The sequence below is a fragment of the Streptomyces niphimycinicus genome (genome assembly GCF_018883605.1).
In the GTDB taxonomy this organism is placed as follows: domain Bacteria; phylum Actinomycetota; class Actinomycetes; order Streptomycetales; family Streptomycetaceae; genus Streptomyces; species Streptomyces niphimycinicus.
In genome coordinates, this window is the sequence record NZ_JAHLEM010000031.1 from 1 (window position 1) to 9,588 (window position 9,588).

A 9,588-nucleotide genomic window follows, 5' to 3' on the forward strand; every position below is an offset into this window, starting at 1 on the left:
CATAGGTGTAGATCTGCGCCTGGTACGTGACAGGAGGCCGCCTCCCCCACAGGACCTCCCCCAGGTCAGAGTCAGAGACGACCCAACCGTCGGCGAGGAGGAGGGAGGCAAGAATGGTTCTTTGCTTCGAACCACCCAGTGGAACCTCAACTCCGGCAGACCACATCCCTACGGGACCGAGAATACGAAATTCCATGGTCGAAAGCTAACCCCCGTCGAACACACGCATCAATTGTCGCCACATGCACAACACGTCAGCGAAAGGATCAATCGACAGTTCACACATGAACACGCGCGCAGCGCATATGCATGCCGCACCGCAGATCAATGTTCAACCGATCTCCAGACTTCTGTCGACCTTGTAGAATCCAGAACGGAACGCCAACGAAACAGCCTCCCCACGGCTGCGCAGCCCCAGCTTTGTAAGGATTCTGGACACATACGCCCGTACGGTAGAAATAGCAACCGACATCTCTTGGGCGATTTCCTCGGTAGACTGGCCAGCAGCGAGGCGGTACAGAGTCTCCTGCTCCCTGGGCAGCAGCGAACGGACGATCTCCTGCGCGCTCGGCTGCTCGATGCCGGCCTCGCCGAAGCGATCTTCTATGTAGCCGAACAGCTGTCGGAGCAGCGGCGGAGATACAAATATCCCGCCCATTTCGGCAGCAATCAGCGCCATTTCCAGCTCACCCGCCAGCCGATCCTTCAAAAGGTATCCCACTGCACCGCTGGTCATGCCACGCCATACGGTCGGGCCACCGCTGGTTGCCGCCGTCAGGATCACTGCGGCGCCGATCTCGCCGGCCAGCCACGGAACCACGGAGCTATTGTTCGACACGATATCCTGACAGAGCACGACGGCATCCGGGTCGGACCGCCCCACCAGCCCCGCCAGCTCATTCCCCTCTGCAACTTCTCCTACCAGTTCGCAACTTTCGTTCTCCCTGAGAATACGGCGTATTCTGCGGCGGCTCACTGGATCCGACTCTGCGATGAAGACACGCATAAGGTCTCCGGAAATTTGCCTACATCCAGAACGTCTGCCCCTACATCGCGCATACCGGGCTCGTTGCCTGCGGGCGAAGGGAGGGGCAGGGCAACGCGCCACAACGGCTCTGCAGTCGCTTTCCGCAGCTTGGACCCGTGATGCGAGAAAGTGCTTGCCCGCGGGGCGGAGGAACACCGAAACCCGATCATCACTTCACCCCGGGTCCCATGGACGGGTCACCCGAGGCGGGCAGATCAACTCACGCGGGGTCCGCGAAGAAATCGAGTACTTCGGTTCCCTGACCACTCGCCGCAGAGCTGTCGTACACATAGCTGGCGACGGCAATGTCGAGCACGCCGAGCCCGAAGGGCGAGAAGATGCGCGGGCGCTCGTAATCCACCGCGACATCGGCGGTCAGAATCTGCGCCAGAGTGCCGGCGACGATCGTGTCGCCGTGCTCGGCGACCGCGAGCCCCACCGACGTTCCCTCCCGGACCGCATGCTCCGGGTCGTCGACGATGTTCTGCGCGCCCAGCAGGATCTCCGCACCGAGGTCTCGCAGTGACAGGTGAAGAACGGTGTGCCGCGCGGTGATGTGGCGAGCGGCAAAGAAATGCGGTTCACCGGCGGTCGTCGCGAAGACGATCAGGTCGGCGGTGTCCGCCACCTCGGCGATACTACCGGCGATCCGCACGTCGTCCTCGCCGTCTAGGCTCGCGCCGAACTCCTGGGCCCGCTTCTCGTCCAGGTCGAAAGCCGTTACATAACGAAAAAACCAGCCATCTGCGCGCAGATGCTGGTGAACTGTTTTTGCGATGGGGCCACACCCTATGATTCCGAGGACCTGTCTCTCTTTCCTCGGATGCAGGGCCCCGGCGGCCAGTGTCGCCGATGCCGCGGTACGTGCCGCCGAAATCGCGGAACCCTCGAGGCAGGCAACTGGCAGCCCAGTCGCCATTTCATTCAGGATGACTACGGCCGACGCTCGCGGTAAACCTTTTTCGATATTCCCGGGAAAGCTGGATATCCATTTTATTCCAGCGTGGTCACCGCCTTCTCTCGAGTCTCTCGCGGGGAGCGCGATGATTCGGTCACGAGGTCGGTCCGGAAACCTCAGGAAGCCACTCGGGGGATTGACGGAAAGGCCATCCGCATAACGAAGGTAGGCATCCCGCACCACCCCTCTTATTTCCGGCAGATGAGCATCAATAATCTTGCACACAAATGTGCGGTTAATAATGCGAAAAGCCGGGAGTCCCATTAACTCCTGCCCAGACACCACCACATTACCCCCAGTATTTGGCCACCCAAAAGACTGTAATCCGCACCGTTCACCCTGTCAACCGCCTCACGCACAATTCACAGGAAGCCGGACACCGATTGCCTGCACGGTTGAGCCCGGCGCGAAGAATGGCTGAAACATGCATCAACTCGACAACGGCACGGGGAGCCGTGAACCCCAACTCAATCACTTGACCTGCAGAAATTTCAACAACTCACAGAGGGCCGAAGAGACAACTCCCGACTTCGGACGGCTTGAACCGACACATTTAGCCTCGATTCGTCAGTGGTCGCGAGTGCCCGATCGGGCTGTCGGTTCGCCCTGTTTGTTCCGCGTGATCGCGGGCGGGGCCTTCGCGTGTCGCTGCGGCTGCGCCGGGGTTCCACGGCACCCGGAGTGCGCTGGTCCTGCTCCTTCCTGGTCTTCGTCGGGTCTGGCGGCCGGTCGTCAGGTGATGGCCGGGAGTACGGTCAGCCGCTGCCAGCAGGTGGTGAACGCCGTCGCCCAGGGCCAGGTCCGCTCGACCCGCAGCCATCGGCGTCGGGCGTGGTCGGCGAGGCGGGCGGGCAGGTGGTAGAGGCGGAAGCGCATGGTGTCCGGCTCGGCGTCGGCCAGGCCCTCGATGTCGTGCAGGGCCAGCAGCCGCACCCACGCGTCGAGATCGGCGGCGAGGTTCGCGGCGAGTATCCAGCCGCAGTTCACTTCCCAGGAAGCGGAGGGCAAGTTGTACAGTCCCATCGCCATGTTCGTGCGCACCCGGTCCTTCACGCCGGCATGCGAGCGGTGCAGCACGTCCAGGAACTGGCTGTGGCCCGAGCCGGCGATGCCCCACATGTGGCGGATATTGGTGGCGGTGATGCAGTACCGCCAGCCGGTCTTCTTCTCGAAGGCGGTCAGTTTCTTCAGGTGCCGCCGGGTGGGCTTGACGCGGCGCACGATCAGCCGCATGCCCTGCGGCCAGCCCTCACGGGTGTTCAGCCCGGTCAGCTCGGCCACGAAGTAGCCCTCCTGGAGGCTGCCGTCCTGGTGCACGGAGGTCTCCCAGGCACTTTCGGGAAGCTTCTCGATAGCCCGCTCGTCGTCCCACCCGGTACGCCGCTACGGCTCTGACGGCGGAGACGGCGGCGGTGCAGCACGCTGGCGAGGGTGAGCGCAACGCCACCCTGCTGCGCGCTGCGCGGGCTCTGGGGCGGTTCGTCGCGTGGGGCGACCTTCCCCGGTCGGTGGTGGAGGAGGCCGCCCCTCCCTGAAGGGCCTGCCCAGCACCACCGACCAGCCGCGCGCCGCCAAACCGAACTTGGCCCCGGGTGGCCGTAGCGCACCGGAAGTCGTCGGCCGTCAGGCCGTCCTTTCTGCTGTTCGTTCTGAGCCGCAGCAGGTCACGGTGAGCGGCATCATGCCGGGCCTCCAGATCCGTGGCCTGCTAGACCGCGTGCCCGTCGCGGACTGGTTGTGCCGCTGCGGCCACCACGAACGCGCCCGCGGCCACGAAGCCGTCATCGAACTGACCACCCGCGCCCGCCTCGGTACCTGCCCGCACCGTGCCCCGGCCGCCGCTGAGACTGAAACGAGGACCGCCGCATGACCATCACGCCGGACAACGTGCCCACCATCGACGGTGCCGCGCTGCTGGACCAGGTCGAGGCGTTTCACCGCAGGTTCAACGCCTTCCCCTCCGAAGCCGGCCTACGTCACCGTCGTGCTGTGGGACGCCCATGCCCACCTGCTCGACGCGTTCGACTCTACCCCGCGTCTGGCGTTCCTCTCCCCGGAGCCCGGGTCGGGGAAGTCCCGGGCGCTCGAGATCGTGGAAACCCTCGTCCCGCACCCCATGGTCGCGGTCAACGCTTCCGCCGCCGCCCTCTGCCGCGCCGTATCCGGCATTGACGGACGGCCCACCATCCTCTTCGACGAGATCGATACCGTCTTCGGGCCCAAAGCCGGGGACAACGAGGACCTGCGTGGATTCCTCAACGCCGGTCACCGACGCTCCGGCGTCACCTACCGCTGTGTCAGCGACGGCGCCAACCAGAGCGTGCAGGCGTTCCCCTCGTACTGCGCGGTGGCCATGGCCGGACTCGGCTCCCTGCCGGACACGATCCTGACCCGCTCCGTCATCATCCGCATGCGCCGCGCGCCCCCAACGAGCAGGTGGAGCCCTTCCGGCAGCGCACCCACGAGAAGCAGGGGCACGCGCTGCGGGACCAGCTGCGCGGTGGGCTGACAGCGTGCGCACGGCCGTAGAGGGCACCTGGCCCGAGCGCGCCCGCGCCGCGTGCGTGGAGCTGGTCACCGCCGCCAAGGAGGACGACAAGGCATCCCTGGGTATCCGGCTGCTGACCGACCTGCGGGACGCGGTGTTCTGCGGCGCCGACCGGATGCCCACCGCCGTGATCCTCGAATGCCTCAACGGCATCGAGGACGCGCCCTGGGGCGGCACGGGCGGCAAGCCGCTCACCTCCCGCGGCCTGTCCCGGATGCTCGGCGAGTACGTCACCGGCGCCAACAAGCCCATCAAGCCGAGGCCCATCCGCACCACCGCCGGGGTCCCCCGCGGCTACTACGCCGACGACCTCGCCATCCCCGCCGAAACCGCTACGACGCCCATCACCGCCCGCAGCGCGTAGCGGCATCTATCCGCTACATCCCGCGCATCCACTACACGAAACAGGCCCCTGACCTGCGCTGTAGCGGATGTAGCGGACCCCCAGGAAGGGGCGATGAGTCCGCCCCCGATGTCGCAGAGGAGAGAACGCCGGTGAGCACCGCTACCGCGCCCGTCGCACCCCTTCTCTACACGCTCGAGGAAGCCGCAAAGACACTCCGCGTGGGGCGTTCAACGGTCTACGAGCTGATGGCCGACGGGACGTTGAAGTTCATCAAGCGCGGTCAGTCGCGCCGCATACGCGTGACCGACCTCGAAATCTTCGTGGCGAACTTCGCCACCGAATGCAACTGAACACTGCTCAACCGAGGTGGGCCGGTGAATCCGGCCCGCCTCTCGCATTGGAGGACTACGTGAGCCCCCGCAAGCTGAACATGGAATCGTCCATCTACCTGGGAAATGACGGGTGGTGGCACGGCCGCGTCACCATGGGCGTCAAGAGTGACGGAAGTCCGGACCGTCGTCACCGTCGCGCGAGGACCGAGGCGGCCGTACGCCGGAAGGTCAAGGAGCTGGAGAAGCTGCGGGACGAGGGGCGCGCGCCCGTCGCCGGGCGGAAGCCGACCGTGGCCGAGTGGATGACTACGTACCTGACCACGATCGCGAGCTTGAAGCTCAAGCCCCGCTCGCTGGATGACTACTGGTCGAAGACCCGGAACGACATCATCCCGGGGCTCGGTCAGCACCGTCTGGACAAGCTGGCGCCGGAGCACCTGGAGACGTTGTACGCGGCCATGCTCGAAGAGGGCCACGCGCCCTCTCACGTGCTCAAGGTGCACCGCATCCTGTCGCGGGCGCTGAAGATCGCTCACCGGCGCCGGATCATCGTGGAGAACGTCACGACGCTCGTGGACCCGCCGAGCGTCGATGAGACCGAGGCGAACCCGTTCACTACCGAGGAGGCCAAGGGGTTCCTGGAGGCCGCGGCCAAGCGGCCGAACTTCATGCGGTGGGCGGTCGGTGTCGGAATGGGGTTCCGGCAAGGGGAGACGCTGGGCCTCCGGTGGCGGTACGTCGACCTGGAGAACGAGCTGTTCCACCCCAATGGCAGCTCCAACGCCTCACCTGGCGCCACGGCTGCAAGGGCCCGCACGCCTGCGGCGCCCGGCTGCACCGCTTCGAGCCGTGCCCGCCGGACTGCGCGACGCACAGGACCTACAAGCGCGGATGCCCCGAGCCTTGTTCAGAGACGTGCAACGCGCACGCGAGTGCTTGCCCTGAGCGGAAGGGCGGCGGATTGACCAAGAAGAGCCAGAACCCCGTGCCCATCCCGCCGCCGTTCATCCCGTACCTGCGCGAGCACAAGGCCCAGCAAGACGTGCTGCGGGCCGCCGCGGGCGACGAGTGGGAGGAGCACGACGCCGTGTTCATTCGGCCGGACGGACGGCCGCTCGATCCCCGGGCCGACTGGGAGGAGTTCAAGGAGTTGCTGGAGGAAGCGGGCATCAGTGACCGGCGCCTGTACGACGGGAGCCGCCACACCGCGGGCACGATCCTGAACGAGCTGGGTGTGGACATGCCGACCATCATGGAGATCCTTCGGCACACCCAGATCAGTCAGACGCGCCGGTACGTGAAGGGTCGCGATCAGAGCACATGCGACGGATTGACCTGTGCCACCCCGTGATGCACTGTCCAAAGGCGTCCGTCCACCGACTGTCCACCGGCGGGGCAGCCGGAAGTGGTCAGCGAGGGAACTTCGTGGCTGCAAACGTAGCTCCTGACGAGGCCAGACAGGCAGATGAGGGTGCTTGTCCGACCTCGGCAAAGGAACCTCCGTCGGCAGCGAGTGGAAGTGTGCCCGCGATCGGCGGGCGCACCCTCCCCCCGACACATCCGGGCGGTTTCGAGGATTGGGGTCGGCCTCGCGATCCGCGATCTGCCCCTGGTGATCGCTCCTGTAGTCATCCGACAGAGGACTGGCGCTCCCGGCGGCCAAACACTCGCCTACCGCAAGACCCGCAACGTCCGCGAGGTCACGGTCCCACGCGGCCCCGGCCGAGATGCCGAGACCACCGCACCGCACCACCCCCGAGCCTGCGGGCAGCATTGACTCAGTCGAGTTAGCCTAACTTGACTTAGACTAGATTGGCTGATGTCATTGGGTGATGGCACGACCACCAGATCTCTTCGATCGCGAGACGGAGTGGGGCGACCTCGAACGTTTCGTCTCCTCGGACGCCCCCGGCCTGCGCATCGGAATCCTCTACGGCCGACGGCGTACTGGAAAGAGCTTCCTGCTGCGCCGCCTCTGCCGGGAGTACGGCGGCCTTTACCACATGGCGCAGGAGGAGGAGCCGCTCCCTGCGTTGCAGCGCTTCGCCGACGCGATCGCCGCAGGCCGTGGGCTCGGCCCTGGGCAGTTGCGCTTCCAGGACTGGGACGAGGCACTGCGCACGGCCCTGCGGCCGGTGCCGTCGGCTGGCGGCCGGCCTGCCCTTGTGGTGCTGGACGAACTCCCCTACTTGCTGGCCCACCCGCTCGGGGCGCAGCTCCCGTCCGCCCTGCAGGCGCTGGTCGACGAGAGTCGGGACATCGGCGGAGAGGGCCCACGCGGACGTGTGATCCTCTGCGGCTCGGCACTGGCCGTGATGTCGGATCTGCTGTCCGGTGCGAAGGCGCTCCGGGGCCGGGCCGAGCTGGACCTGCTGCTGCGGCCCTTCGATTACCGCACGACGTCCGCGTACTACGGGATCCGCGACCTGAAGACGGCCTTCGGGATGTACGCCTTCTTCGGCGGCACCCCCGGATACCGGGACCTGGTGGGCGGGGCCTCGCCACAGAGCGCGTCCGAGCTGGAAGAACTGCTACTCACGACCGCCTTCAACCCCAGCCACGCCCTCTTCGGCGAAGCCGGATACCTTCTGCGGGAGGACCCCCGTATCCAGGACCGGGCCCTCTACCTGTCCGTACTGGGCGCAGTCGCTTCAGGCGCGACCTCGCCCGCCAAGGTCGCGGCGGCTATCGGACGCGACCAGCGCAGCCTCCACCATCCGCTCGACGTTCTCACCACCTCCGGATTCCTCATCAAGGACGAGGACCTGCTGCTGCAACGCCGCCCCGTCCTACGGCTCGCCGACCCCGTCGTACGCCTCCACCAGCTCGTCACCGCACCCCGGCTCGCCGCCTTCGAGGAACGCAAGGCACAACCTGCCTGGCGCGCCGCCGAGCACACCGTCAGCGCCCAGATCCTCGGTCCCGCCTTCGAGCAGCTCGCCCGCGAATGGACATCCCGCCACGCCTCGACACGCACTCTCGGCGGCGCCATCGGCGAAGTCGGCAGCACCGTCGTGAACGACCCCGCCGGCAGACAGCAGCACGAGATCGATGTCGTGGCACTGGACGAGGGCGAGCGCAGGCAGGCCCACAGCCCGGTCATCCGCGCCATCGGCGAAGCAAAGGCCTCCGACCGCGCCCGGACCCTCGCCGACCTCGACCGGCTCGACCGCATCCGCGGTCTGCTGATCGCGCGCGGGGTACGCACGGCGAGCGCGAAGCTGCTGCTCTTCGGACGCTCCGGCTTCGACATCAACCTGGCCCAGGCCGCGGCGGAGCGCCACGAGGTGGAACTCGTGGATCTGCACCGGATCTGGCACGGAGAGTGACGCATCGCTTGCGTGCCACCCCGTGCAGGACGCTGTAGCCGCGCGAGCGGTCCGCCGAGGCCCTGCGGCATCCTGGGCGACACCGGCCGCCACGAACAGTCCCCACACATCTCACACAGATCTCACAGACTGTACGGACTGCCCCGGACTGTGAGGCTCCGACCTGGACGTACGCGACTGTCCCAGACCGACTAGACCCTCGTGGACGCCGATTACCACCTATGCCAGGTGGTGCCCAGCGACGGTCCGAGGACGAGCAGGGGCCCGTCCTCGGGGCCGTCGGTCCGGTACTGAAGTGTCTTCGTCTCGCTCACCCGAAAACGGTATCCGACGGAAGTGGCGGGGCTTTCGGGCGTGATGCACCCAGGATGTGAAGGAGCTACGGGGTGACCGTGGAGACCACGTAAACCTTGGGGTGCGCCGGATTGTCGAACTTGACCGTGATCCTCAACTTGGGTTGCGGATCCTTCTGCTCGAACTCCATCCCGGCCCAGTCGTGACCAGCCTCCCCGACCTGCCAGCCGACCTTCTTCGCCTGGGCGCCGGTGATGGTCACCTTGCCCTTGTCCAGGGCGGAGCGGCCGGTGCCGATCTGGTGCAGGAAGGAGTCGAGTCCATCGCTGGACGTGACGAACTGCACGTACAGCGAGCTGACTTTCCAGGAGTTGGTCTCGTAGAACGCGACCTTCTTGGAGTAGGGCGGCACCGGCACGTCGTATATGCGCCGCTGCACCCGGGTCGGATAGCCCGGCGCAAGGCCCTTGGCCGAGGCCGCCTCCGCCTTGTCCTCACCGCCGTTGCGGCTCTGGATGGCGGAGATCACCAGATAGCCCGCCGGGATCGTGATCAGCAGGAAGACGATCACGGCCTTGAGCCAGCGGCGGGGCGGGCGGCCACCACCGGGCGTGGACCCACCGGATGTGGGCGCGCCGGGCGTGGGCCCGCCGGACATGGACCCGCCAGGCGTCGGCCCGCCGGACGTGGCCCCGTCGGGGTGTCTGCCGTCGGCGGCGGGGGGCATCGGGGCGCCGGGGCGCTGCTCGGCGGC

At 66.6% G+C, this 9,588-nt stretch carries 6 protein-coding genes and 3 pseudogenes; 5 read left to right on the forward strand and 4 right to left on the reverse strand.

Annotation, left to right across the window (positions count from 1 at the left end):
• Positions 1-331: 331 nt before the first annotated feature.
• The 3 genes from KN815_RS03760 to KN815_RS03770 form a co-directional block, all read right to left on the reverse strand.
• On the reverse strand, positions 332-1,006 hold the full coding sequence (locus tag KN815_RS03760; RefSeq protein WP_216340146.1) for a response regulator transcription factor: 675 nt from the start codon (positions 1,004-1,006) through the stop codon (positions 332-334).
• Positions 1,007-1,247: 241 nt separating this feature from the next.
• Positions 1,248-2,249 carry a 2,3-diaminopropionate biosynthesis protein SbnB gene (gene sbnB, locus KN815_RS03765; protein WP_216340148.1) on the reverse strand — a complete coding sequence of 334 codons (1,002 nt, stop codon included), beginning with the start codon at positions 2,247-2,249 and terminating at the stop codon, positions 1,248-1,250.
• 468 nt (positions 2,250-2,717) lie between these two features.
• Positions 2,718-3,302 carry a transposase gene (locus KN815_RS03770; RefSeq protein WP_253208737.1) on the reverse strand — a complete coding sequence of 195 codons (585 nt, stop codon included), beginning with the start codon at positions 3,300-3,302 and terminating at the stop codon, positions 2,718-2,720.
• Positions 3,303-3,349: 47 nt separating this feature from the next.
• Between KN815_RS03770 and KN815_RS03775 the strand changes: the two are divergent.
• The 5 genes and pseudogenes from KN815_RS03775 to KN815_RS03795 all read left to right on the forward strand — a co-directional run.
• A pseudogene (locus tag KN815_RS03775) lies at positions 3,350-3,508 on the forward strand (bifunctional DNA primase/polymerase); the annotation flags it as partial.
• Between the two features lie 343 nt (positions 3,509-3,851).
• Positions 3,852-4,897 (forward strand): annotated as a pseudogene (locus KN815_RS03780) (DUF3631 domain-containing protein).
• Between the two features lie 131 nt (positions 4,898-5,028).
• Positions 5,029-5,229: a helix-turn-helix domain-containing protein gene (locus KN815_RS03785; protein WP_216340150.1), complete on the forward strand. Its 201-nt coding sequence runs from the start codon at positions 5,029-5,031 to the stop codon at positions 5,227-5,229.
• Positions 5,230-5,288: 59 nt separating this feature from the next.
• Positions 5,289-6,544 (forward strand): annotated as a pseudogene (locus tag KN815_RS03790) (tyrosine-type recombinase/integrase); the annotation flags it as partial.
• A 499-nt stretch (positions 6,545-7,043) separates the two neighbouring features.
• Positions 7,044-8,540 (forward strand): ATP-binding protein, encoded by a 1,497-nt coding sequence (locus KN815_RS03795; protein ID WP_216340152.1) that lies wholly within the window; start codon positions 7,044-7,046, stop codon positions 8,538-8,540.
• Between the two features lie 379 nt (positions 8,541-8,919).
• On the opposite strand, the gene KN815_RS03800 is transcribed toward KN815_RS03795, so the two are convergent.
• A partial coding sequence (locus KN815_RS03800; protein WP_308403634.1) for a hypothetical protein occupies positions 8,920-9,588 on the reverse strand: 669 nt, incomplete at its 5' end.